This window comes from Chloroflexota bacterium (assembly GCA_014360825.1).
Lineage (GTDB): Bacteria > Chloroflexota > Anaerolineae > UBA2200 > JACIWT01 > JACIWT01.
In genome coordinates, this window is sequence record JACIWT010000001.1 from 145,106 (window position 1) to 169,066 (window position 23,961).

Consider the following 23,961-nt stretch of genomic DNA (forward strand, 5'->3'; position numbering starts at 1 on the left):
CGAGGGATGCTATTAGAGCGTGCTGCGCAGACACCATGGCAGAGGAAGCAGGCGATATGCTGGTGGGAAATTACCGCATTCGCGCTGATCCTCGCGTTTTCCGCAGGAGCTCTTTTCTGGGAGGCGATCCTTCTGGACCGGCCGCTGTTGCCGGTGGATATCCTGTACCGCGATCCTGTGTTCCGAGCCCATGCGCCGGAGGACTTTGAGGGCCCGTCGAATATCCTCCTTTTCGATCAAGCCTACGTTTTTTACCCCTGGCGTGCCTATGCACAGCGGATGTTTTGCAGTGGGCGGTTGCCCTTGTGGAATCCATATACCTACTGTGGCATCCCGTTTGTAGCCGAAGACCAGGAAGCAGTCTTTTATCCACTCAATCTGCTGGCCTACTTGTGGCCACTGAATTACAGTTTCCTGCTGACATCAAGCCTTAAAATCCTTATCGCTGGGTTGGGTGCGTACATCTTTGCGCGAATGCTTGGTACCCGACCGATCGCCGCAGCCTTGTCGGGGTTGGCCTTTGCCTTCAGTGGATTTGTAATCGTATGGTTGGGCCACCCGCATAGTAATGTGGCTGTCTGGATGCCAGCGCTCTTTGCTGGGGCCGAATGGTTGTATCAGCGACGTGACTTACCACGCACGGTGGTGTTGGGGTTCTTGGTGGCAATGCCCCTTTTAGGCGGCCACGCTGAGACCACGCTCTACGTGTTCCTGGCTATGGGGCTTTACTATCTCTTTCGTGTCTCGAGTCCCCGTCCGGGAGGCAGATTGGCGATAGCGTTAGCGGTTTTTGGTGGGGCGGTGTTGTTGGGATTTGCGCTGGCCGCACTGCATCTCTTCCCTTTTTCAGAGTGGCTGAGCCAGAGCGCCGAATTGGCCCAGCGAACAGGCGAGGGAGGTTTGGTACTTTTGTATCGAGGCTTTTGGCGCGATGTCTTATCCGCCATTACGCTGGTTTTCCCGAACTTCTACGGCAGTCCAGTCCTTGGGACAGAATATCGTAGCCTTTTACCCACGCTGAATTACGTGGAGCAAAATGCCTATGTTGGTATACTGCCACTTCTATTGGCAGTTGTCTCGGTGGCGCGGAAGTGGGAGGATAGGCGCGTTCAGTTCTTCGCCGTTCTTGGCTTTGGGTCGTTGGCTATGGCATTGCGGTTGCCCTTATTCAGCGCCCTGAACGGATTACCATTGCTTAATCTGGCGCATTCTGGTCGCCTGCGATTAGTGTACACTTTCTGCGTTGCGATGCTGGCGGGGCTCGCATCGGAGGACTTGCTTCGAGCAGTACGTACGGATCGGGCGTGGCAGCAGTTGAGGATACTTTTGTTGACCATTGTGATTGGCGGACCACTGCTATTTCTGGTAACGCGGGTGGCATTGGAGGTCTTCCGCCCTTGGTTTCTAACTGACAAATACGGTCAGAGTCTCTATGGCAACTGGCTGATGCATTTTGATCTGCGAAATGTAGCCACAAATCCCAGCCTAACCTGGCCGATTTTCATCGCGTTGGGTTGCTTTCTCGTTATCCATTTTTACCAAAAAGGGAGATTGGGAGAACGGCTGGCATTCTGTTTTTTGGTATTGCTCACCGCATTGGATTTGCTACTTATGGGAGTGGGATTTCACCCTACCATTGATGAACAATACGTTTTCCCCGCAACCGAGGCGCTGACTTTCCTTCAAAACAAAACACCGGGATTCCGTGTTGCGGCCACACATGATGATTTCATGCCTAACAGTAATATGTTATATGGCCTGCCGGATGTGCGCGGGATAGATTATCCGCTGCGTCGATATTACGAACTCTTTACTCGCCTTGGTGGACAAGATTTTTTGACTTATGGCCTTCTCGTGCACGAAGTACGCCCAGTAGCGTTAGGGATGTTGGGCGTGAAATACATACTATCCAGTTACCCGATGGAGGAAGATCTAGCTGAATATCTGCAGCCGGTTTTTGCCGATGGACAGGTCACAGTCTATGAAAACCGAGCGTATTTGCCTCGCGGATATATGGTACATCGCGCCGATGTATTGCCCGACAGCGCGGCACTAGCGCGGGTGGCGGACGATGATTTCGATCCCTCGGCCGTAGTGGTAGTCTCCGAGCCCATCGCAGAGGGGCCGTTGCAGGGCGATCCAACTGGGATTGCCTCGTCAGCACGCTTAATGCTTGATGAGCCGTGCGCAGTTGAGTTTGAGATCGAAGCGGCCGCGCCGGGCTTGCTTGTTTTAAGTGACAATTACTACCCCGGCTGGCAGGCTTATTTGGATGGTGGGAGGGTGCACATATATCGCGCCAATTACGCCTTTCGCGCTGTGTATGTGCCAGAAGGACAACACAAAGTAACCTTCCGTTTTGAGTCATATTCATTCCGCCTGGGGGTTTTAGTGAGCCTGTTGGCCTTGTTGACAGCCTTGTTGGCTTTGATGGTATGGGCACGGCAGCGTGGGATGGAGAAGTCCCAATGAAATGGCCGGTCCGCGTGCTGTGTATTGATTCTGCTCCCAGCCTGGGGGGATCGGTAGTGAGCCTGTATCAACTTGTGCGAGGGATAGACCGTGGGCGATTTGTCCCGACCGTCTTACTCTATGCGAATAACCCTTATGTCCCGCGTTTCCGTGCTCTGGGAATTGACGTGCATGTGTGGGATGTATATGACACGGCGAAAAAGCGAGACCTCCTTGTCGGGCGAGTTCGCTCGAGCCCGTGGGCAATCTGGGCCCGATCTGGTCAGAGGCGGAAAGCGCTTTATCATGCGCTAGGGTTCGCTGTCGCCCTATTGCAGAAAGTACGGCCTTTGGCACAGGGAATAGCGATGCTTGTGCGAGAAGGTGATTTTGATCTGGTCCACACGAATTGCCGTGTTGGTCATGACCGTGCAGGGGTGTGGGCAGCCCGAATGGCTGGGGTACCTTGTGTAGCCCATATCCGGCACCCAGAGGCGCTCAACGCATTTGATCGTTGGTTAGCGAAGGGCATTAAGTGGTTCATATACATCTCGAAGGCTGTCGAAGCGGCTCAGTTAGCGCAGGGCCTGCCGGCAGGCACAGGTTCGGTGGTGTATAATGGAGTGGATTTGGCGGAGTTTGAGGCTGTGGGTGATCGCACTGTGATCCGCGCCAGCCTTGGTTTTGACGAAGACGATCTCGTAGTGGGTATGGTAGGCCGCTTGGAGGAGTGGAAAGGACAATTGCCGTTTGTTGAAGTTGTGGGCCGTCTGGTCTCGGAATTTCCGCGATTACGTGCGCTCATCGTTGGTGCGCCCGAGCCATACAGTGTACACTATGAGACCGAATTGCACGCGTTAGTCAGAGAGCGGGGATTGGAAAACCGTGTGATCTTCGCGGGTCTGCGCCAGGACATTCCTGCCATTATGTCGGCTCTCGACATATTGGTTCAAAACTCCTTGTCCCCGGAGCCTTTTGGCAGGGCAATGATCGAAGCGATGGCTGCAGGGCGACCGGTTATTGCAACTGCACATGGTGCAGCACCAGAAATCGTAGTAGAGGGGGAGACGGGATTGCTCGTCCCGCCAAGTGACCAAGAGGCCCTGGCTTCAGCACTGGCGATGCTGTTACGTAATGAGGGGGTACGGGCTAAGATGGGCCGGGCGGGGCGGCAACGTGTGGAAGAATACTTCACTGCGGCTCGCTATGTGCAGGGTGTAGAAGACGTGTATTGCCGCGTTCTTTCGGAGGTTTCATGATGGATGATGTGAGGACAGCGTTTGGAAACGAACGCTTTAGAATGATATTCGCAACAGCGATTGTGTTAATGGTTACTGTTGTTTTGGGGTTGGCTTGCGGCTTCCTCATGAAGTCAGAATACTGGACAACCGCTATCACTGTCGTCGGCGTAGGTCTGGTGATCCTCGTTTGTCTCATCAATCCGTTGGATGGGCTGCTCCTGTGGATGATGCTAGCACCCTTCTCTCGCTTTATTTACTTGGATATTCGTCTGCCGGGTGGCATCCCAGATTTGAGCCTTAGTCGGCTGACCATTGCCTTTCTCTTAATTACTTTGTCGGCACAGTGGGCAGTGGGGCGACGTCACTTAAAACCATTCTTAAGAACAGATTATTTCATGGGCTTGTTTATCCTGGGCGTACTGCCTGCTATTTTCATTTCCTGGAAGCCGCTCGACCTAGCCGGGCGCATGTTCTTTGACCATTTCCTTACCCCGATGGCGGCCTACTTCATTGTCAAGAATCTGGTCACGACCGAGCGCGACATGCAGCGGGTGGTCAATGTATTTATGATCATCGGTGTCTACCTGGCGTTGCTCGTCTTCCACGAGGTCGTCACCGGTGAACCGCTTTTCTGGACGCCGGGCCGCGCCACTACCTATTCTCGCAGTTTGCAGAAACTGGTCAGCCTGTTAGGGAACCCCCTTTTCCTGGCTACAGGAATGGGCATGGCTTGGCCATTTGTGGTACATCGTTTTCTGAAGGAGCGCCTGGCTCCGATCAAAGCGCTGTACCTTATCTTGGGAGGTACACTGGCTCTGTGCATCTATCTCTGCTACAATCGCGGCGCCTACTTGGGCCTGGCGATGGGTTTGATGGTGATGATGGTCCTTTCATCTAACTTCAGGCGGTTGTTCATCCCACTGCTCTTGGTGCTGGGCATATTAGTGGTCATCTATTGGGGTGAGATTGCTTTGAGTCCGGTTGTCCGCGAACGGATTACCAATGTGAGATCTGTGGACTTTCGTGCTTTAGTTTGGCAGATAGGCTTGAAGATGTTCGCTGATAGCCCCATCGTTGGGGTGGGTTACGAGAATTTCGATGCGTACTTCACCCGCTATCACTATTGGCCTCCGGAATCCCCGGTTCCACCCAGCCCACACAACACCTACCTGCTCATCCTGGCAACTACGGGTCTAGTTGGTTTCGTTCCATGGATTTTTGTTTTCCTCTCGTTGCTGTATGCTCTTTTTGGTATCTGGCTGCGTGCTCGAAGGGACCCACACAACGATGTAGACTTCCTCGTAGCAGGTATGGCTGCACTGGTCTGTTTTTTGGTGGCAGCCGCAACGGCTGATATCATCTACGATACTCTGACCAACCTCATGTTCTACACGCTCGCTGGAGCGATGTTGGGATATTGGTCTTGGCCCCACGCCCAGCAACAACCAGCAGCGGTCGAACCATCTTTGTCCGCCCAACTGAAGGCTGCAGAATGAGGGTAGCACTTCTAGGCGATTACCCCTTGTGTCCTCAGCACATAGAAGGTGGAGTAGAGGCTGTCCTATTGCATTTGGTGCGCGGCTTCACGCAATTGGGCGGGCTCGACCTGCATGTGATTACCTGCCAAGCTGGAGTAGGGGATCAGCAGCGATATACACCGGAGGGCGTACCGCTCCACTTTTTGCGCCGACATCGCATGGGACGCCTTACTTTCCACCTTCGCGATGTGCGCCACTTGCATGAGGTATTGCAGGAGGTAGCACCCGATGTAGTGCATGCCCATGGGACGGGCATCTATGCAACCGCAGCATTGGGTAGTGGATACCCGGCGGTGATTACTGTTCATGGGGTTGTCTTTCGCGAGACGCAAATCGCTCGGGGTCTGACCCGGAAGATGCGAGGAGCACTTGATAGCCTCATAGAGCATCGGAATCTGGCGCAAGCCAGGCACGTGATCGCCATCAGTCCTTACGTGGAACGCGAGTTTGCGCCATTGACCCGGGCGTGGATCTATCACATCGAAAACCCTGTGGGCGACGAGTTCTTTGATGTTGCTTCGAACTCCGGCTCACATATCATCTTGTTCGTGGGCCGGTTGATACCGCGCAAAGCGCCGCTGCATTTATTACAAGCATTCGTCCGGGTGCGCAAAGCAGTGCCCGATGCCCAGGTATGGTTTGCAGGGGAGGCGGAAAGCGACACAGATTATGCTGAAACTTTGCGAAAATTTGCCAGTGAACATGGTCTGCAAGATGCAGTGAGTTTCCTGGGCGCACTGGACCAGAAGGCGCTTCTGCAGACTTATGCAGATTGTGCGTTGTTGGTATTGCCCTCAAAGCAGGAGACTGCACCGATAGCCGTGGCGGAGGCTATGGCAGCGGGGAGACCCGTTGTGGCAACGCGGGTCTGTGGATTGCCCTATATGGTGGATGACGGGCGCACCGGTCTATTGGTAGACTACGGCGATGTGGATGGCCTGGCATCCGCAATTACAATACTACTCGTTGATGAGGAAAGACGACGAGCAATGGGCGGGGCAGCACGGGAGGAAGCGGAACAGCGCTTCCGACCAAAGGTGGTAGCACAAAGGACGTTGGAGACGTACCACCAGGTATTAAAGGCAAAGTAGTTTCGTAGTGATGAGTAGACTCGCGTTCATAAACGAGGATCTGCGCCGAGACTGGCCCTGGCTGAGCCCTGTTTTGCTGGCTGGGTTAGCTCTGCGGTTGTGGGGTATTGGTTTTGGCTTGCCGGGCCTCTATCATACGGATGAGAACCTGATCGTCCGTCAGGCACTTGCGTTTGGGGCGGGTATCTTGCGCCCTTATTCCTACGTGTATTCACCGTTCCTGCCGTACTGTCTGACCTTTCTTTATGGTCTTTATTTTCTAGTGGGTTTGCTCACCGGGCGATTTCATAGCCCTTCCGATCTAGCCATCTTGTATTTCAACGACCCCACACCTTTCTACCTTCTGGCTCGTCTGACCAGCGCTGTTTTTGGGTTAGCTGCGGTCGTGATAACCTACATTTTGGCCACAAGGATGTATGGTCGAGTGGCAGGGGTTTCAGCGGTTTTTGTCGCCCTCTCGCCAGCGCTTGTACTTCACTCACATTACGGCATGTCCGATGTCCCAGTGGCCTGCCTAATACTGGTGGCGCTCTATGCTCTGTGGTGTTTCATTGAAGAACCCACAACGCGGCGGCTCTTTATCGCGGGGATAGTAGTGGGTCTGGCAATCGTAATGAAGTATTCGGCGTGGGTGCTAATATTTCCTCTGATAGTGACAGTGATCGTGGTCGCTAGGCGCGAGCGTTGGCCTGGGCGCCGAATCCTGGGTTATCTGGCGTTAGGTGGGTTCGTGGCCATCGGCACTTTCCTCGTGATCTCGCCTTATACCGCGTTAGATTTTCGCAATTTCTGGGCTGATGTAGTGATCTTCCAATTGGGCACCCAATTGAGACAGGGTGAAAGTTTCATAGGATTATGGACTTATTATCTCTCCGCTTTCGCTGTAGAAGGATTGGGCTTCCCGCTTCTAGTGGCGGCACTGATTGGCTCGGCCTATGCTATCTACCTGCGGCGTCCTGCCGATATCCTTTTGGTTTCTTTTCTGGTGCCCTATTTAGCGATGCTCCTTTTCCAGGGACGGCAGCAGTTTAACTGGATCGTGCCTGTTATCCCCGTGCTTTGCATTTTAGCCTCTCTGACGTTGGATGCCATTTGGCGCGCCATGTCGGCTGCTTGGATGCGTTGGCGGCCGGCAGCGTTGGTTGTGTTGGCTATTATGATCGGGCCGATGGCTCACCGCGCTTATGAGCGAAGCCAGTGGCTGTCCTGGCCGGATACCCGCAACATAGCGCGAGAGTGGATTGAAGCCCATATCCCCGCTGGGGCGAGAATCCTGTCCGATCCGATGTGGACTGTGCCTCAGTTGCGTCAGAATCGCGAAAGCCTCATTCGCTACCTGGGCGAGCGGGCAAACGCAAAAGATATCGAGAACCGCCCAGAAAGCACGCGGACGGCATACAGTCAGTACGTCCACTATCAGCTAGCCGCCCTTGAAAGTTACAGCGGACCTACCTACGATATCGTATACATCCAACATGAGTGGTGGAAGAGCGACGAAGGTGCGCCAGATATCCAGGTTTACCCAGTGTGGGGGCTTTTTGAGGGACGGGTGTTTTCCCTGGACGAATTGCGAGCGCAGGGATTCCAATACGTGGTAGTCAGTAGTTTGAAATATTTGCAGTACCTCCGCGAGGAGGGTAAGGAGAAGTGGCCTTCCTATTACGCGCTCTACTCTTCATTGGAGGAGCAGTGCCGTTTGGTCCAAGTATTCGCGCCGGATACGGGCATTGCGGGACCGATCGTCAAACTCTATGATCTCCACGGGCAACCATGATGAGGGGGACGATGTCGCTGTTACGCAAATTGCTGAAGGCCGATTGGGGCGCTATCACTCGCGGATTTTATGACTATAACATCGCTCATCGTTACCACTCGCTTCCCCCGCGGCAGGTGGTGGTGGATGTAACTTACCGCTGCAATGCACGTTGCCTGATGTGCAACATCTGGCGTACTGGGGGACGAGACGAATTAAGCCGCGAGGCTCTCGTAGCCGCTATGGATGGGCGAGTCTGTGCCCATCTCGAGCGGTTGATGATCTCCGGAGGGGAACCCTTCTTGCGCAGTGATTTGGTGGCCTTGATCGATGATTTGATGGTGAGGATGCCACACCTACAAGTGCTTTCCGTGATCACAAATGGTCTCTCGCCTGACCGTATATTGGCTGGCGCTGAGGAGATTGTACAACGCTGCAAACAGCGGGGGGTACAGTTGAGTTTTTCGGTCTCATTGGATGGGGTAGGCGATGTACATGACCGCATCCGTAATGTCCCTGGCGCTTTTGATCGCACTCAAGAGACGGCGCTGCGATTGAAAGAGTTGGGTGACCAGCATGGATTTTTCGTAGGCGTTGGCTGTGTTATTTGCCGGCTGAATCTTGGCGAACTGGGGAAACTCCGCGCCTGGGGTGACGAGCATAACATTCCCATTGGGTTCCAGATCATCGGATTCCATGAAACCTACGTGGATAACTTGAGCCAACAGGCCAATCTGGACTTCCGGGAGGAAGACCGTCCGGCATTATATGCTTTGCTGCAAGAACTGGCCAGCGAGCGAGCGCTTGGCAATTTCATGGCCTACTACTGGCGCGACATGCTCCATATGTACCGTGATGGCACGCCCCGTCAGACACCTTGCCCCTTTGCCATAGAATCCTTTGTGCTCGATGCGCAGGGGAATGTTCGCTACTGTGAGACCACAAAGAATATTGGGAACTGTGTTCGAGACGGTACATGCAGCGATATCTATTATCGTCCTGAGAATTTGACCTACCGGCGCTCTATGTGGACACATAGTTGCCCTGTCTGTAATAGCGGCTGCCTGGTGAATGTGGGCCTGCGCAAGCAAGTGACCCGGCACTTAGCCTATGCTCTCTTTGGTTTCTAGTAAGTAAAAGGTGATGATAAAGTGCTTCTGAGCGATCATCGCGGTCAGGTTTTCGAAACGCGCTACAATGAATTCGCGGTGGCCATCCGCCCGTTGAAACCTGGCATCTGGTTTCGCGATGAACTGGAGCGCGCGGACAAGATATACGCGCGAGAGAAAGAGGTGATCACGCGCTATTTAGACGTGCGTGGTAAGCGGGTGATGGACTTCGGATGTGGTGCGGGGGCCTCTTCGGTGGCCTACGGCTGGCTGGGAGCCGAGGTCATTGGGGTGGAACCTGATGCGAATTTGGCAGCCGCGGGTCAAGTGCGTGTCCGTGAAGACGGCCTATCGGGTCTTGTGCAGATCCTACATGTGCCAGACACGACACAGTTGCCATTCCCGGACGCTTATTTCGACGTCTGTATCTGCAATGCGGTTCTGGAACATATCCCGCCAGCCCAACGCTCGGCCCATGTGCGTGAAATATGGCGCACCTTGCGACCCGGTGGTTATCTCTATGTCACCGAGACGCCCAATCGTCTTTTCCCTTACGACGCCCACACCACGCGGCTATGGTGGGTCCCGTGGATGCCACTGCCTCTGGCACGGCGTTATGCCATCTGGCGCAGGCGAGTTGAGCCCCTTGAGAGTGAGCACGATCTGGTGTTACGGGGCATTCGTGGAGTTACTGTATGGGAGATCACCAGCGGCCTTGATAATTCGTGCTATCGTTTCGTGAAGCCGAGCGGGGTGGATGAGATCGAGGCTCATTTCGACTTCAGGCGACGGCAAAGCAGGTTGCGACTACTTGCCAAGGGGGGGTACGTGGCTCTCATGCATGTTTTGGAGACCACAATCTGCCGATGGCTACATATACCTATCGTGGCCTTGTTACCCGATCTGACCTTTTGTATCCAAAAATTGCCGGTTGAGGGAGCATGAAGGTCGCCTTGGTAACCCCGTACCCTGTAGATGTAATGCGCATTCCGGGCGGTGTCCGCACCGTGGCCTATAATCTGGTGCAAGGGTTGCGGCACTTTGATGATCTCGATATTCACGTTTTTCACTGTCACTCGGAGGTGCCTGCAAACCGTGTTGAGTCTGAGGGCAACTTGACTGTGCATTATATGACTATGCCGCGCCGGCGGGTAGTGCCTAATACCATCCTAGCAGTGAAGCGTGTGACGCAAGCGCTGAGGCAGTTGCAACCTGACGTGGTGAATGCCCACGCGCCGCATTACGCCGTCGCCGCGTTCCAGTCAGGTTACCCGACGGTCTATACTGTTCATGGCGTGACCCATCGCGAGGCCAGCATTTATAGAAACAACCCCTTCGATCGATTGCGCTTCGCTGTGGAATCCTACTACGCCAAGCGAGCACTTCAGGAGGCGCGACACATCATCGCCATCAGCCCTTATGTGATGCACGAGTATGAAGGCTGGACGGAAGCCCATTGGCATAGGATAGACAATCCTCTGCCTGACGACTTCTTCGCCATTGCGCGGAGAGAGGTGCCGGGACGTGTCCTATTTGTCGGTAGCATCACTGAGGTGAAGGATATACTGACGCTTTTGCAGGCGGTAGTTCTTCTGCGTGAACGGTGCCCGGGTACCTCGCTGAGCGTCCATTTAGCTGGGCGCACGACTAGCCGCAGTTACGAGAGAGTGCTGCGGGCTTTTGTCCAAGAGAAGGGATTAGAGGATATTGTAACGTTTCTGGGATTGCTCGACCGAGAACGACTCTTCAGCGAGTATGGAGAATGTGCGCTGGTCGCATTGCCATCTTTGCAGGAGAATGCGCCGATGGCCATCATAGAGGCTATGGCTGCTGGCGTGCCGGTTGTCGCCACGGAGGTGGGGGGTATCGCCGACCTCGTCGAAGATGGCGTGACCGGATTTCTTTTCCCAGCCAGAGATGCGATGACGATGGCGGAGAGGATGCTCTGTCTCTTAGAAAACCGTGATTTGTGCTGGCGTATGGGTTGCGAGGCCAAAGCACGGGCGCGGGGTCGCTTTGGGCTCATGGAAGTGGCCCATAAGTATCGCCAGGTCTACGAGATCGTCGCTGGGGTGAAGAGCCTGTGAAGGTGTGTCTTTTCTCTGAGGGCTTGATGCCGCCCTTTGATGAGGGAATCAAAAACGTCGCGATACAATTGGCATCGGCATTGATGACTGAGCACGAAATCGTGATCCTGACAACAAGTGGACATAATATCGTCGCCCCATCGGTCACTAATGTGCCAGCCAACCGACTTCTTTGGAGTACAGAGTTGCAGAGACGGATACAATGCGCCTGCCCCGACTTAGTGCTTTACATCCCACGAGCGTGCGCTACACTGGCCAGTTTTTTGCGGGCGCGGGTGTTGCAAGCGTATGCTGGCGGAGCCCGGACGGTTCTAGTGACACTCCAGCCACGCAGTTATGGCCTACTCACAAGGTTGGCACTACGTCATCTAACACCAAACAGTGGCGTGATAGCCACATCGCCACACACGGTAGCGGAATTGCGAGCCTTGGGCTGTCGAGCGCTGCTCTGGACACCCGGCGTGGATATTGGCCGCTTTTCGCCGGCGGACGGCGACGAAAAGCAAAGACTGCGTTACCGTTATGGTGTGACTCCAGACGCCTGGGTACTGCTCCACGTTGGGCACATCAAAGAGGAACGCGGCGTGGAAATCCTGCAGGATCTGCAGGGCGATGGGGTGCAAGTGATTCTGGTGGGCAGTACGAGCACAATACAAAATGATACTCTGGCCAAAAGACTGCAAGATGCGGGCATACTCATCATCCGGGAATACGTTTCGCGCATTGAGGAGATTTACCGTTTGGCTGATTGCTATCTCTTTCTGACTACCGATGATCGTTCAGCCATCGAGGTGCCTCTCTCTGTGCTGGAGGCGATGGCTTGTAACCTGCCAGTGATCACAACGCGCTATGGTGGGCTGCCGGCCCTTTTTTCTGAGGGTGAGGGCCTGTTCTACTTGGACGATTGCGGCCAGTTGGAAAGCAAATTAAGGGCAGCGCGCGCCTTGGCGCGAGTAGCCACACGAGCGAAAGTGTTGCCGCACGATTGGCCGCAGGCGATGCGGCGGCTGCTGTACCTGGTAATGGGGGATGGAGCAGCGGCGTGAATGAGTTCTGGCCTAAGGACGAAGTGCAAGCAGCCGTTGACTTAGTCCGCGATGCCGTAGCTGGCATTCTTTCGGAAGGTCGGACTTTGCCAGACGCTGAAATGATCCTCCCCCAGTTGCGCCGCAACAAGATCCCCCTCCTCTGGTTTGCGCACTGTGAACCCTTAAGCGCACCTTGGCGCGAAGCCATTGCAGCCGACCAGCAACGATGGCACCAACAGCGCGCTGGATACGCGCCGGTTCATGAACGATGGGCAGCGGCGGGAATCTCTCACGTCTTCATCAAGGCACTTGGACCCGCGCCATCATTCCCATATCAAAGTGACAACCTGGATGTGTTAATACCGATGGAGCATTCGCAGGAAGCACAGGAAATCCTGCGAGGCGCGGGCTTCGTCGAACTGCGCAGTGTGGAGGAGCCCCATAAGTACTTGTACCGCCGTTTCTCTGACGGAGCGGAGGTTTGTGGCATTCACCTGCACGAGCACATCGGCTGGATCGTGCCTTTCATCAATGTAGGCCCCGCCCTGGCGCACTCCCGTCTTTCTGCGGATGACCCGCTGGTAGCAGTACTTTCACCTGAGGACGGTCTACTAACTACTCTGGCCCATTTCTTTTATGAGGATAAGGAGGTCAAACTGCTGGATTGGGCCAAGGTGGTCCATTGTTTGCGTACGTATGAACTCGATTGGGATTATATGTACAACATGGCTGCAAGTCGGGGATGGGCGGATGGGCTAGGCGCATCGCTCTTGTTCGTGGATCATTTACACCGACGCCTGACGAGTGAGCCATTGCTGCCAGAGACATTGAGTGCACGGGCTTGGGAGGTTCAGACTCCTGGTCAACGAAACCGTTTGGCCCGGCATCTTGAAATAGCCAAGCCGCAACTGCCTTTGCGCATCCCCTTCGTTCTCAGTAAGCGTTATTTCTACGCCAAGATATTCCGTGACCCGCAGCGCGATTTCCGGCGTAAATTGTGGGACGCTGTGGTGCATACGGGCTATGGTGTGCGGATGCGCTACAAAGGCATGGATCAGAGGGCTATGTTGGTTACGTTGAGCGGGGTGGATGGCGCTGGCAAAACGAGTCACGCGCGGGTGTTGGAACAAGCCTTCGGTGGCTGTCACATCCGGACGCGATACGTGTGGAGTCGGAGTGGGTCATCATCGCTGATGACCGCGGCGATTAGACTGGGGAAGCGGCTGCGAGGGAGAGATGCGCATCGCGGGATACCGAACAGCGATCGCATAGCAGCACGGGTGCACGCTTTTCGCTCTCCTTGGGTGCGACATATCTGGGCCTGGCTAACGGCAGTGGACTTGCTTGGACAGTACACTCTGCGGACCAGAATCCCGCTTTTGATGGGCTGGGTGGTGATTTGCGACCGCTACGTTTATGACGCCTTGGCCGAGTGGACAGCCTACTTTGAGGATGAGGCCGTGTTGAATAGCCTGCCTGCTCGCTTACTTTTGGCTCTCAGCCCGCGTCCAGCGAAAGGATATGTCCTCGACCTGCCACCAGAGATCGCCTCGGAGCGGTCTGCCGATGACTTGCCCGCTGATTTTATGGCTCGGCAGCGGCAGGCCTACCTTGCCTTAGCCAAGAGATACGATCTGTGTGTGGTAGACGCCAGCCGTGAGCGCATTGCCGTCGCCGACGAACTGACCTATGACGTGTTAAGCCATTATTTGAACCACTTCCGTACCGTGTTAAACGGGCTTTTCCTGAAGAACCCACGCCAATGGATGTGGGGAACGCGCTGGCCAGATCAGGGGGTGGCGCCATGATAGACCTGCCGACCCGGCTCATCCTCCAGCGACGATATTACCCCGCATTGGAAGAGCGTGTCTTCCGCGAATTGAAGGGCCTTTTGTCTGACATTCTTCGCCCAGGCGCAAGAGTGCTCGATGCGGGCAGTGGTCGCGGGACATGGATACTGGAACTTTACCGGGATCGCATTGCCAGTTGGGTGCGCGCGGATATCGAGCAGCCGAGAGATGAGGCGGTGGAGAATTTTGTGCAATGCGATCTGGCCGCAATGCCTTTTTCCGATGCAAGTTTTGACTTGGTGCTTTGTTACAACGTTATCGAACATCTGGCTGACCCTCCCCGTGTCTTTGCCGATATCGCCCGTGTGCTTCGACCAGGAGGCTATCTGGTTTTCAAGACACCGTCTCTGTATACTCCGGCTATATTCATCTCTCGCTTAACGTCGGTAAATTTGCATCGACGCCTGAAGGGGGCGAGCGGATCCGATAGGGCCCAAGTTTTCCCCACGCACTACCGGTGCAATACACCTGGCGCCCTGGATAGAGCCCTAGGTGCGGTTGGCTTTGTGCGACGGTGTCTGTATACCGTGGACCAGACCTATGAGTATTTGGCGTTCACTCGCCTCACGTATATGTTTGGGTTACTTTATAGCCGTACTGTGCAATCTCTAGGACCCTATTGGTTGCGCAATGTAATCGTTGGCGGCTATATGATGCCAGGGTGAGGAAAATGTCCCTGCGTGTGCTGGTAGTCACGAACATGTATCCGGATGCACAGAATCCTGACCATGGGACCTTTATTCGTGACCAGGTGGAGGGATTACGCGCCCGAGGCTATCAGGTAGATGTGTTGTTGGTGGGCGGGAAACGGCGCTGGTGGAGTTATCTACCTGGCACTCTTCGATTGTGGCGGCAGGTTCTGACTCACGATTACGATATTTTGCACGCACATTACGTTTTCTCGGGGATCGTGGCACGGACCCAGTTTCGCTACCCCCTCGTTGTCTCCTTCCACGGCGCGGCCGAAATGGAAGGTTGGACTGGGGTGCTTTGTCGCTTACTCGCACCCCTTGTGGATGGCGTGGCAGTAACATCAAGGTATCATAAGCATGACCTGGGCTACGCGGGGGCAAAGGTTATCCCTTGCGGTGTAAACCTGGACCTGTTTTCACCCGGGCCACAAGAAGAAGCACGGCGGGTACTTGGCTTGCCGACGGATCGAAAACTCGTGCTTTACGTAGGGTTGCTTCGTCCGGAGAAACGGGTGGATATCATCGAGCGAGCAGTGGATATCTTGCGCCAAGCAGGTGAACGCGTGCAATTGGTCGTGGCCAGCGGTTTGCCTCACGAAACCATTCCACACTACATGAACGCTTGTGACGTGTTGGCTTTGGCGTCAGAATTCGAGGGCTCGCCGGTGGTGGTGAAGGAGGCGATGGCTTGCAACCTGCCGATTGTCTCGGTGGATGTGGGCGATGTTCGAGATCTTATTGGCAACACCGAGGGGTGCTATATTTGTCAGCGGGATCCCGTCGACATGGCGGCCAAACTGCGGCAGGCATTGGCCTTTGGGCGACGGACGGATGGACGAGAGCGGATACATCATCTGAATGTGGAAGCCACTATTGACGGTGTGGTCGCCTTGTATGAGGAGGCGCTGGCAAAGCGGAGGCAGCGATGAGAGTCCTCGTGGTGTTGGGTTCCGGCGGACACACAAAGGAAATGATCCGTTTGGTAGATTTGTTGGGGCCAGGATACGAGTACAGTTATTTAGTGGCAGCCAACGATGAACTTTCGCCCCAGAAGATCCGCATACCAGGGCCGGTTTACAAAGTGACCCGTCCTCGCTGGAAGACCGCAAACCTTTTGGTTGAAGTGGCGCGGACGCTATTATCAGCGCTACAATCCTTGGTCGTGCTGTTGATCGTTCGGCCACGGGCGATTATCAGTAGCGGTCCGGGCCCGGCAGTGCCGGTATCATTTTGGGGCAAACTCCTGGGCGCGAAGGTGATATTCGTTGAGACTGGCTCGCGCGTGTACGAACTGTCCACCAGCGGACGCATCCTGTATCGTTGGGCAGACCTCTTCTTTGTGCAGTGGCCGGAGTTACAGGCGAAGTACCCGAGGGCGATTTATGCAGGTCGGCTTTGGTGAGAAGAGTTATGAACAGCCAAAGTCTGAGAGCTGCGCTGCGTAATACATGGTCCCATGGATTGGCGGTCCTATTCGCTGGAGCGGGGGCAAGCCTATTTTGGGCTGTTTCGTCATCGTTGCTGGAGAGAGCACAGTGGTGGCCGACCGCTCTCGTAGCGATACTTTCGGGAGCCACGCTTGCGTTAGGGGCTTGGATTATCACTGGACTGTGGCTTTCGAGGCGTGGGCATGACCTAACCAGAGCCCTGGCACTTGATGCCTGGAGTTACGCGATCTGGCTTGGCCCTATTTTGTTTATTCCCGTTTATCTCATGGGCGGTGACCACCCCGCCCTGGCATCGTGGCCACGATTTTATATCTTATTGGTTTCTTTGTTAACCTGGTTGGGACTGAAGGTGGTGCTTTTCTCTGAACGTTTGGGAGAATGGAACGCATTCCTCGAACAACGCGGGCGTGCTTGTCTGATTATGCTAGTGGGCTTTTATGTGACAGCGTGCATGCTCCTCTCCTGGCGCAAGTGGACAGTATTCACGCTCGGCAACATCGATGTTGCTACTATCTGGCAGAGTATGGGTTATACCTTACGAGGCGAGGGTTTCTTCTATAATACCATTGAGGGGGTCGGCCATTTTGGGGTGCATAACTCGCCAGCGCTAGTGCTGCTCTTGCCCATCTATGCCTTCTGGCCAGACCCTCGGGTTATCCTCTTGCTCAACCCCGGTTTGATCAGTCTCTCGGCGATCCCTTTCTTTGCCCTGGCGCGCAAGCGGTTGGGGGTATCTGCCGCGTTGACACTGACAGTGGCCTATCTGCTGTATCCGTCCGTCACTTACCGCGCCGTCTCGAATTTCCACGAGATGACTATGTTGCCGTTATTCCTTTTGCTGGCCTTCTGGGCCTTTGAGCGAGAGCATCTGGGATGGTTTGTAGTGACACTTCTGTATAGCCTGGGGGTAAAAGAAAGCATAGCCCTCACTGCATTTGTCTTTGCGCCCTACGCTTTTCTCCGTCGCCGCCGATGGCCCTGGGTGGTGATCCCGCTCTTGCTCAGTGTGGCATCGCTCTGGTTATCCTTTGCCTGGGTGATACCGACCGAACTTGGTCAGGAGGTGCATCGCCGAGCGAATGCAGTCTTCGGCCAGTTTGGAGAAACACCAGGAGATGTGATACGCTATATGGTGTATTCGCCCGTGGATTTTGCACGGGCAGTATTTACAGCCCGAAAATTGGGTTTTGTTTACCAGATGCTGCAGCCGCTCGGGCTCGTTCTTCCGGCGCTCAGCGTAGTAGGGCTGTTTGCATTGCCTGCATTGGGGCTGAACTTAATCACGCAGATAGGTTCAGTGGGCGTGCGGGCCTGGGAGTCGGTGATTTTTGGCCCGCTTTTCTATGTTGCGACGGTGGACGCGATAACCCGGGCCAGTTTCGTGTTGCGGTTGCCAAATCGAGTGGCTTACCTGTCCCTTGTTGTGCTCGGATTAACGCTCGCATGTGCGTCATATTGGCTGCGCGTGGATGAATATCAACCCGCGCCGTATTACACGGCTCAAGTTAACGCGGTAGCAATCATTCCGCCGAGAGTTTCAGTTTCTGTGCCTAACTATATGACCGCCCGGTTTGCAGACCGCCATTATATACAGCAGCCTACTGGTGCGCCCTTTTTCGCCGAGTATCACTTGGTGGACATTCACTGGGTACGGGCACAGCGCGGGCACGAGTTGTTCTTACGTGCTGCCGATGACTACGAGGACGTTTGGGCCAATGCCCAATATGGTGAGGTTTATCGCGGGCTGGAATTGGTTTGGCGTGAGGATGGGGTGGCTGTGTATCGTAGGGTGGGGCGATGATATTTGTCACTGTTGGCTCAACTGATTTCGACCTTTTGGTTCGTCGCATGGATGAGTTAGCGCCGGCATTGGGCGATGAGGTAGTGATTCAGATCGGCTTGGGCCAGTACGAGCCGCGCAACTGTCGCTTCTTTCGCTTTGCGCCCTCGTTGGAACCTTATTATGAAGAGGCAGAATTAGTGGTTTCCCACGGTGGGTTAGGTAGCATTGTGGAGGCCTTACACGCAGGCAAGCGGCTGGTCTGTGTGAACAATCCTACCACTTACGACAGTCATCAGGAACATTTATTGACTTTGTTTGCTGAGAAGGGCTACCTGCTCTGGTGTCGCGACATAGATAACTTGTTGGAAGACATCCAACGAGCGGAGACTATGACATTTGAACGCTACGAGGAACCGGACTGTCGTATTCATGAAGTCATCCGCGAGTATCTCGCGGGCCTGGAGTGACTGCCCAGGAGAGAAGAGCCTATGATACCCATTGCCCAGCCATTGCTGGGGAGAGAGGAAGAGGAGGCGGTCTTGGAAGTGTTGCGCTCAGGCCAATTGGCGCAAGGGCCGCGGGTGGAGGCGTTCGAAAGATCCTTTGCCGAATGGCTGGGCGTGAAATACGCTGTCGCCACAAGTAGCGGCACGGCGGCACTTCACATCGCCTTACTGGCCCACGGGATTGGCCCCGGAGATGAGGTCATCACCTCACCTTTTACCTTCATCGCTTCGGCCAACGCGATCCTTTTCTGTGGGGCGCGCCCTGTCTTTGTGGATATCGAGCCTGATACTTACAATATCAATCCAGTGCTTATTGAGGAGGCTATAACGCCGCGGACAAAGGCCATCATGCCGGTTCATATTTTCGGCAACCCTTGCGATATGCAAACCATTATGGCGGTCGCGCGGCGGCACAAGTTGGTTGTTATTGAAGATGCTTGTCAAGCCCACGGTGCGGAGGTGAACAGTCAGCGGGTCGGGACATTTGGTACCGGTTGCTTCTCTTTTTACCCCACCAAGAATATGACCACTGGTGAGGGTGGCATGGTCACCACTGACGATCCCGATCTGGCAGACCGGCTGCGCTTATTACGCAATCACGGCCAGCGTCGCCGGTATTACCATGAGGCTGTGGGCTATAATTTCCGCATGACCGAGATCCAGGCAGCCATTGGTTTGGTCCAACTGGGGAAATTGGATAGTTTCAATGAGCGGCGCATAGCCAATGCCGCCTACTTGGACCGGCATTTGCAAGGTGTGGTGAAACCCGTTGTGCGACCTGGTCACCGGCACGTTTACCATCAGTATACCATACGGGTGCCTGCCCCTCGAGAAAGGTGGATTCAAGGGCTGGCCGAACGCGGTGTGGGCACTATGATCTATTACCCGCTTCCGGTGCACAAGCAGCGCGTGTACCTTGAGATGGGCTACGAGGGCTCTTTTCCAGTGGCGGAGCAAGCCAGCGCGGAGGTGCTCTCCCTGCCTGTTCATCCAGCGCTGACATCTGATGACTTGGCCACCATCGTACGAGCCGTGGAGGAATTACTATGATCAACGCAGCGGTCATTGGTGTGGGCATGATGGGGCGTAACCACGCTCGAGTGTACGCAGAACTGGAGGATGTTAATCTGCTCGCCGTCGCCGACACAGACTTGGAAGCGGCCCAGCGGGTAGCACGTACCTACCGTGCTCGTGCTTATCAGGATTACCGCGAGATGCTTGACACTGAAAAGCCAGACATCGTCTCCGTGGCTGTGCCCACTCATTTGCACCGCCTGGTGGCGACAGACGTGATCGCCCGCGGCATGCATGTATTCTTGGAGAAACCCATCGCTACGGCGGTGGAGGATGGTCAGGCGATTATTGACGCTGCCAAGGAGCACGGCATTACATTGGGCGTTGGACATATCGAGCGCTTTAATCCCGCGATTCTGGCCCTCAAAGAGCGGCTCGATGATGGGCAACTGGGGCGTATTTTCCAGATCCATGCCCGACGCGTGGGTCCTTTTCCGCCCCGGGTCTCAGATGTGGGCGTGGTGATTGACCTGGCTACCCATGAACTCAATATTATGGAATATCTGACTGGGTCACGGGCAGAGAGCGTGTACGCCGAGACGGAGCGTAAGATACACGTTGCCCACGAGGACTTGCTTACGGGCATCATCAAATTCCGCGATGGTTGCGTGGGCATCCTGGATATCAACTGGCTGACGCCCGCCAAGATACGCGAACTCTCCCTGATCGGCGAGAAAGGCATGTTTTTGGTCAACTACCTCACTCAGGATCTCTATTTTTATGAGAACGACTACCTGAATGGAAACTGGGAAGGGCTGGTAGCCATCATGGGGGTGAGCGAGGGGCGCAGGATTCGACATAACATTCGACGGGTGGAGCCGTTGAGAGCCGAATTAGAGGATTTCGTGCGCTCTGTGGTGGAAGGCAGGCCTCCGCTGGTGGGTGGGGAGGAGGCGTTGCGCGCTGTACTCTTAGCCCAGGCATTGCTCTGCTCCGGACGAGAGCACCGAGTAGTGTTCCTGGATTGACGCTTTGTATGACCGTGTGAACCTGTGCGTGGACTGCTGCACCCCGATGAGCGGGGCTGGAGGTGCCAACATCCCCATTTGCTCCACCCGTATCCCTCTGCTCCGTTCTCCGTCTGATAAGATGAAGTCTAAACCAAGTGGAGGAGGCTTGAACACTGCATGCGTGTTGGGATAAAAGAGCGAAAGCAGATTGTGGCTGTGGTGCTGGCTGTCTTTGGTGTGATGCTTTTGGCTATGGTAATACCGGGGCCCGTCTTGGCCCGGGTGCCACCGGAATTCGTACCGACGAACGGCATCTATATCCAGTACGACGATCCCTCTCATGGTCTTGACCCTGGCCTTTATCCAGTCATAGGTGGTTACAGGCGCTATAGTTGGAAAGACATTGAGACATCTAACAACTCCTTCAACTGGGATGGCATAGCATATTGGATCGGTCAAGAGCAGACCCACGGCAAGTATGTGGGCATCGGCTTCACTACTTACAACGAGCATGGCAATGTGGTGCCCGCGGGCCCCGGCAACGGCACCCAAGTTCCTGAGTGGTTGATCTCGATGTACCCTAGCGTTGCGCCTATCAACACGCGGCGGCAAACTGACGAGACATATCGTGTCACCAATTACAAGGACACTAACTATCGCAACTATTACAGCCGCTTCATCAACGCCTTTGCCCAGTGGCTGGCGGATAACCCCAGCGTCCGCGCCCGCGTGGCCTGGGTGTCTATGGGCGTGGGCATGAGCGGCGAAACCCAGCCTAGTGCTCAACGGACCTCGGAATTGCCCGATTATCAGTTCTATCAGATCAACCTGGGCCTGACCTCAGCGGAATGGGTGGAATACGTGAACTGGTGCACCCAGACTTACCGCGACGCTTTCCTCAGTCGCGGCCTCAATATCCCGCTGTTCTTGGACATCGGGCCCACTTATATGGGGCCCTCGGAACGCTACCAGTTCTCGCAATACGCTGCAGATCGCGGGGTGGGCTTGCGACACAACGGCCTTATGGCCGACCACTGCTGCCCCATCAACTACCGGCTGATGCATTATTACGGCACTTACAGCACTACGGTGCCCATCGCTTGGGAAACTTATAGCAACTATGTTACCTGCTATTCTGAAATGTTATTTGCCACGTATATGGGCCTGTCTGCTCACGCCGATAACTTCGCCCTCACCCGGGATATGATCCAGATACCCGCATACCGTGAGCCTCTGGAGTTCATGAAGCGCTATAGCGGGGTCACGATCCAGAATACTCCTAGCGTTTGGGCGGCACTGCGGGGGAACTGCACTGGCGGCGATCCCCTCAACTACGAATTCTGGCTGCGGCAGTTCGACTCGGCAGCCAATGGCACAACTGTCAAAGTCTGTGGTGAGTCAGAGCCGATATTGGATCCCTCCACCGGCTACAAATTTGACTTGCCCAACGGCACCTACACGGTGCAACTGCACTTTGCCGAATTGTATTACAGTGGTACTGGGGCCCGATATTTCAATATTGTGATTGAAGGCAATATAGTCCGGTCGAATCTCGATGTAGTAGCAGCCGCCGGAGGGTGGCGCAAGGCGTTGGTGTTGGATTTCCCCGGCATCGTTGTCACTGATGGCCAGTTGAACATTGATCTCATCAAGACTAGCGGTGACGATCCCTTCGTGAATGGCATCTACATCAGCGGCCCAGGCTATCAAAACCGGGTCAACTGTGGTTGGCAGTTCGACTACCGAGATCCCAGTGACAATATCTGGCATGGCGATCAGGAGTACCGCCCTGGCGCTTGGGGCCACCTGGGTGGCTACCCCTGGGTCTCCGGCGTTGAAATTGCTGGCACCGACATGGATCCGCTCTACCAGTCATGCCACGTGCGTGATGGTACACTGGGTGTGGTGGCCGAAGGACGTTGGACGCGTCGCACCGACCAGGCCAGTGGCAACTCTTATATGCGCTTCGACATTGACAATGGCTATATGTATAACCGCACCAATTTCACTACCGCCACGATCACTGTCACCTATTACGACGCGGGCACCGATCGCTGGCAGTTGCTCTACGATTCGCAGACCGATGCCAACAAGGCGGCCGTTCCAATGGGCAGCACTAACCCCTGGGTCCAGAAGACCAATTCACACCAGTGGAAGAAGGCTGTCTTCTACCTGGAGGATGCCCTTTTCGCGGGACGCCAGTATTCAGGTACTGATCCCGATTATGGTCCGTTTAGCATAGATTTCTCTATTTTCTGCAACAACGATGGTAACGAGTACATCCACTTCGTAGAAGTGTCAAAGGCGGGTGCGCCGACGCCGACTGCGACCATCAACGGGAGTGTGACGCTGGAACGAGGGACCAAGACGCCGCCGGACCCTTCGTTCTCCGTGCCGCTGACCGTTACCCTGCATACACCGGGCAACCCGACACCACTCTACACTTACAATCCCACCACCGACCAAAGCGGGAATTTCACTATCACTGACATTCCGCCGGGGTCCTATGACGTCCGCGTCAAGAACAGGCACACTCTACAGAATGTGTCCCGGTCCGATTGTCCGGTGACCCTTGTTGCTGGGGCCAATGCAGTCAATATGGGGACGTTATGGGAAGGTGATGCCAACGATGACAACCGTGTCAACTCCAGCGACTTCATCATCCTGCGCAACACCTACCTGAAGCAGCAAGGCGATCCGGGCTACGATGGCCGTGCTGACTTCAACGAAGACCAGCGCGTCAACTCGAGCGATTTCATTTTGCTGCGGAACCATTATCTTCAGGATGGCCCGCGGGTGGTGAATATGGGCGGGTGTCCTGGCTCGCTGGTTGTACAAAGCGCTACCACTCCCGTCTCGATCCAAAGCGACGGTACCATCACTTTCCTACCAACAGAGACCACGGTAATCGCCGGGCAGGAGTTCGTTTTGGACATTTCAGTGGATACCGGTTCGCAGGATGCCGTTGCTGCCGATGTCTTTGTGGATTTCGACCCCGCCTATCTGGAAGTAACGGGCATCGAGGATGGTTCTCCCCTGCAAGTCATTGTCAAGCAATATGATAACGAGGCAGGATCGCTCAAGATCGGCGCGGTTACCCTTGGCGAGCCAGCCAATGGTGGTTTTACAGTGGCAAGGCTCCATCTGCGCGCTCGGGCGCAGACTGCTGTGGATGGGACGGTCATTTCCTTCTCCCGTGATGAGCCCCGTCGAACGGTGGTCAAGAACGCGAGCGACGAAGATATCTTGGCCACTGTTGAGAGTGGCACGGTGCACGTGAACGCAGCCCCTTTGCAGTACCAACTATATGTTCCAATTATCTGCAAATGGCTTTAAGTCACCTGGTGAAGTAAAGTTTGG

At 55.0% G+C, this 23,961-nt stretch carries 18 protein-coding genes; all 18 read left to right on the forward strand.

Going from position 1 to position 23,961, the window contains the following annotated elements:
- The first annotated feature begins 6 nt into the window (after positions 1-6).
- The 18 genes from H5T64_00625 to H5T64_00710 all read left to right on the forward strand — a co-directional run bounded on the left by H5T64_00625 (position 7) and on the right by H5T64_00710 (position 23,937).
- The gene (locus H5T64_00625) at positions 7-2,472 is read left to right on the forward strand and encodes a YfhO family protein (protein MBC7262844.1); all 2,466 of its coding nucleotides are present in this window, start codon (positions 7-9) and stop codon (positions 2,470-2,472) included.
- Positions 2,469-3,710 carry a glycosyltransferase family 4 protein gene (locus tag H5T64_00630; protein ID MBC7262845.1) on the forward strand — a complete coding sequence of 414 codons (1,242 nt, stop codon included), beginning with the start codon at positions 2,469-2,471 and terminating at the stop codon, positions 3,708-3,710. Before H5T64_00625 ends, H5T64_00630 begins: the two co-directional genes overlap by 4 nt.
- Positions 3,707-5,188 (forward strand): O-antigen ligase family protein, encoded by a 1,482-nt coding sequence (locus H5T64_00635; GenBank protein MBC7262846.1) that lies wholly within the window; start codon positions 3,707-3,709, stop codon positions 5,186-5,188. The genes H5T64_00630 and H5T64_00635 overlap by 4 nt, the downstream gene beginning before the upstream one ends.
- Complete coding sequence (locus H5T64_00640; protein ID MBC7262847.1) at positions 5,185-6,321, forward strand: glycosyltransferase family 4 protein; 1,137 nt, start codon at positions 5,185-5,187, stop codon at positions 6,319-6,321. The genes H5T64_00635 and H5T64_00640 overlap by 4 nt, the downstream gene beginning before the upstream one ends.
- 10 nt (positions 6,322-6,331) lie before the next feature.
- Positions 6,332-8,095: a glycosyltransferase family 39 protein gene (locus H5T64_00645; protein ID MBC7262848.1), complete on the forward strand. Its 1,764-nt coding sequence runs from the start codon at positions 6,332-6,334 to the stop codon at positions 8,093-8,095.
- Positions 8,096-8,106: 11 nt separating this feature from the next.
- Positions 8,107-9,204 carry a radical SAM protein gene (locus H5T64_00650; protein MBC7262849.1) on the forward strand — a complete coding sequence of 366 codons (1,098 nt, stop codon included), beginning with the start codon at positions 8,107-8,109 and terminating at the stop codon, positions 9,202-9,204.
- 21 nt (positions 9,205-9,225) lie between these two features.
- Complete coding sequence (locus tag H5T64_00655; GenBank protein MBC7262850.1) at positions 9,226-10,128, forward strand: class I SAM-dependent methyltransferase; 903 nt, start codon at positions 9,226-9,228, stop codon at positions 10,126-10,128.
- Entirely contained in the window at positions 10,125-11,270 is a 1,146-nt protein-coding gene (locus H5T64_00660; protein MBC7262851.1) for a glycosyltransferase family 4 protein, read from the forward strand. Before H5T64_00655 ends, H5T64_00660 begins: the two co-directional genes overlap by 4 nt.
- A complete protein-coding gene (locus tag H5T64_00665) occupies positions 11,267-12,316 on the forward strand; it encodes a glycosyltransferase family 4 protein (protein ID MBC7262852.1) in 1,050 nt (349 codons plus the stop codon). The genes H5T64_00660 and H5T64_00665 overlap by 4 nt, the downstream gene beginning before the upstream one ends.
- Positions 12,313-14,106: a nucleotidyltransferase family protein gene (locus H5T64_00670; GenBank protein ID MBC7262853.1), complete on the forward strand. Its 1,794-nt coding sequence runs from the start codon at positions 12,313-12,315 to the stop codon at positions 14,104-14,106. The genes H5T64_00665 and H5T64_00670 overlap by 4 nt, the downstream gene beginning before the upstream one ends.
- Positions 14,103-14,813: a class I SAM-dependent methyltransferase gene (locus tag H5T64_00675; protein ID MBC7262854.1), complete on the forward strand. Its 711-nt coding sequence runs from the start codon at positions 14,103-14,105 to the stop codon at positions 14,811-14,813. Before H5T64_00670 ends, H5T64_00675 begins: the two co-directional genes overlap by 4 nt.
- A gap of 5 nt (positions 14,814-14,818) precedes the next feature.
- Positions 14,819-15,769, forward strand: coding sequence for a glycosyltransferase (locus tag H5T64_00680; GenBank protein ID MBC7262855.1), 951 nt, complete (start codon positions 14,819-14,821; stop codon positions 15,767-15,769).
- Positions 15,766-16,242 (forward strand): hypothetical protein, encoded by a 477-nt coding sequence (locus H5T64_00685; GenBank protein ID MBC7262856.1) that lies wholly within the window; start codon positions 15,766-15,768, stop codon positions 16,240-16,242. Before H5T64_00680 ends, H5T64_00685 begins: the two co-directional genes overlap by 4 nt.
- An 8-nt stretch (positions 16,243-16,250) precedes the next feature.
- The gene (locus H5T64_00690; GenBank protein ID MBC7262857.1) at positions 16,251-18,089 is read left to right on the forward strand and encodes a DUF2079 domain-containing protein; all 1,839 of its coding nucleotides are present in this window, start codon (positions 16,251-16,253) and stop codon (positions 18,087-18,089) included.
- Positions 18,086-18,538 carry a hypothetical protein gene (locus H5T64_00695; protein MBC7262858.1) on the forward strand — a complete coding sequence of 151 codons (453 nt, stop codon included), beginning with the start codon at positions 18,086-18,088 and terminating at the stop codon, positions 18,536-18,538. The genes H5T64_00690 and H5T64_00695 overlap by 4 nt, the downstream gene beginning before the upstream one ends.
- A gap of 21 nt (positions 18,539-18,559) precedes the next feature.
- Positions 18,560-19,627 carry a DegT/DnrJ/EryC1/StrS family aminotransferase gene (locus H5T64_00700; GenBank protein MBC7262859.1) on the forward strand — a complete coding sequence of 356 codons (1,068 nt, stop codon included), beginning with the start codon at positions 18,560-18,562 and terminating at the stop codon, positions 19,625-19,627.
- The gene (locus H5T64_00705; GenBank protein ID MBC7262860.1) at positions 19,624-20,619 is read left to right on the forward strand and encodes a Gfo/Idh/MocA family oxidoreductase; all 996 of its coding nucleotides are present in this window, start codon (positions 19,624-19,626) and stop codon (positions 20,617-20,619) included. The genes H5T64_00700 and H5T64_00705 overlap by 4 nt, the downstream gene beginning before the upstream one ends.
- 159 nt (positions 20,620-20,778) lie before the next feature.
- The gene (locus H5T64_00710; protein ID MBC7262861.1) at positions 20,779-23,937 is read left to right on the forward strand and encodes a beta-galactosidase; all 3,159 of its coding nucleotides are present in this window, start codon (positions 20,779-20,781) and stop codon (positions 23,935-23,937) included.
- Positions 23,938-23,961: the final 24 nt, after the last annotated feature.

Bases quoted from the DNA above. Each gene is read 5' to 3' on its own strand.
- H5T64_00625 (MBC7262844.1), top strand. From the start codon at position 7: ATGCTATTAGAGCGTGCTGCGCAGACACCATGGCAGAGGAAGCAGGCG.
- H5T64_00630 (MBC7262845.1), top strand. From the start codon at position 2,469: ATGAAATGGCCGGTCCGCGTGCTGTGTATTGATTCTGCTCCCAGCCTG.
- H5T64_00635 (MBC7262846.1), top strand. From the start codon at position 3,707: ATGATGGATGATGTGAGGACAGCGTTTGGAAACGAACGCTTTAGAATG.
- H5T64_00640 (MBC7262847.1), top strand. From the start codon at position 5,185: ATGAGGGTAGCACTTCTAGGCGATTACCCCTTGTGTCCTCAGCACATA.
- H5T64_00645 (MBC7262848.1), top strand. From the start codon at position 6,332: ATGAGTAGACTCGCGTTCATAAACGAGGATCTGCGCCGAGACTGGCCC.
- H5T64_00650 (MBC7262849.1), top strand. From the start codon at position 8,107: ATGTCGCTGTTACGCAAATTGCTGAAGGCCGATTGGGGCGCTATCACT.
- H5T64_00660 (MBC7262851.1), top strand. From the start codon at position 10,125: ATGAAGGTCGCCTTGGTAACCCCGTACCCTGTAGATGTAATGCGCATT.
- H5T64_00675 (MBC7262854.1), top strand. From the start codon at position 14,103: ATGATAGACCTGCCGACCCGGCTCATCCTCCAGCGACGATATTACCCC.
- H5T64_00680 (MBC7262855.1), top strand. From the start codon at position 14,819: ATGTCCCTGCGTGTGCTGGTAGTCACGAACATGTATCCGGATGCACAG.
- H5T64_00685 (MBC7262856.1), top strand. From the start codon at position 15,766: ATGAGAGTCCTCGTGGTGTTGGGTTCCGGCGGACACACAAAGGAAATG.
- H5T64_00690 (MBC7262857.1), top strand. From the start codon at position 16,251: ATGAACAGCCAAAGTCTGAGAGCTGCGCTGCGTAATACATGGTCCCAT.
- H5T64_00695 (MBC7262858.1), top strand. From the start codon at position 18,086: ATGATATTTGTCACTGTTGGCTCAACTGATTTCGACCTTTTGGTTCGT.
- H5T64_00700 (MBC7262859.1), top strand. From the start codon at position 18,560: ATGATACCCATTGCCCAGCCATTGCTGGGGAGAGAGGAAGAGGAGGCG.
- H5T64_00705 (MBC7262860.1), top strand. From the start codon at position 19,624: ATGATCAACGCAGCGGTCATTGGTGTGGGCATGATGGGGCGTAACCAC.
- H5T64_00710 (MBC7262861.1), top strand. From the start codon at position 20,779: ATGCGTGTTGGGATAAAAGAGCGAAAGCAGATTGTGGCTGTGGTGCTG.